This window comes from Streptomyces sp. DH12 (assembly GCF_020873895.1).
Lineage (GTDB): Bacteria > Actinomycetota > Actinomycetes > Streptomycetales > Streptomycetaceae > Streptomyces.
Map to the genome: position 1 here is coordinate 1 of NZ_JAHWGT010001396.1, position 416 is coordinate 416.

The following is a 416-nucleotide window of genomic DNA, read 5'->3' on the forward strand; positions in this document are numbered from 1 at the left end:
CGTCACCGCGGTCGTGGTCCAGGTAACCGATCGCCTGGAACTTCCCGTACACCGTGGGCAGCGGCGCATTCACGACGCGTTCCACACCGGTCCGCCGCTGAGGCTGCTTGCCGAGTACGCCTATTTTTTCTGTCATGATTCTCGAGTTCCTAAGCAGAGACGAAAGGCCGTGACGGATATGGGTGGTTCACACGAGCGGTCGGCGGCATACGGCCCGGTGCACGGTCTGTTGCCGGCGGATACTACAGAGGATGTACGGACGCGGGGAGCCGGCGTCTCACGTCAGATCGCGGTACTTCCGGTCGGAAGTCATGAACAGCACGGTCCCTTCCTCCCGTTGGCGACGGACACCCTGGTCGCCTGCGCGATCGCACGGACGGTCGCCGACTCCTACCCCGTGCACCTCCTTCCTCCGG

At 63.9% G+C, this 416-nt stretch carries 1 protein-coding gene and 1 pseudogene; one reads left to right on the plus strand and one right to left on the minus strand.

Annotation, left to right across the window (positions count from 1 at the left end; translation table 11 throughout):
• Positions 1-136, minus strand: a pseudogene (locus LPA54_RS40250) (GTP cyclohydrolase II); the annotation flags it as partial.
• Between the two features lie 42 nt (positions 137-178).
• Here LPA54_RS40250 and LPA54_RS40255 point away from each other — a divergent pair.
• Positions 179-416 (plus strand): creatininase family protein (locus LPA54_RS40255; RefSeq protein WP_228985380.1); only part of this gene is annotated, 238 nt, incomplete at its 3' end.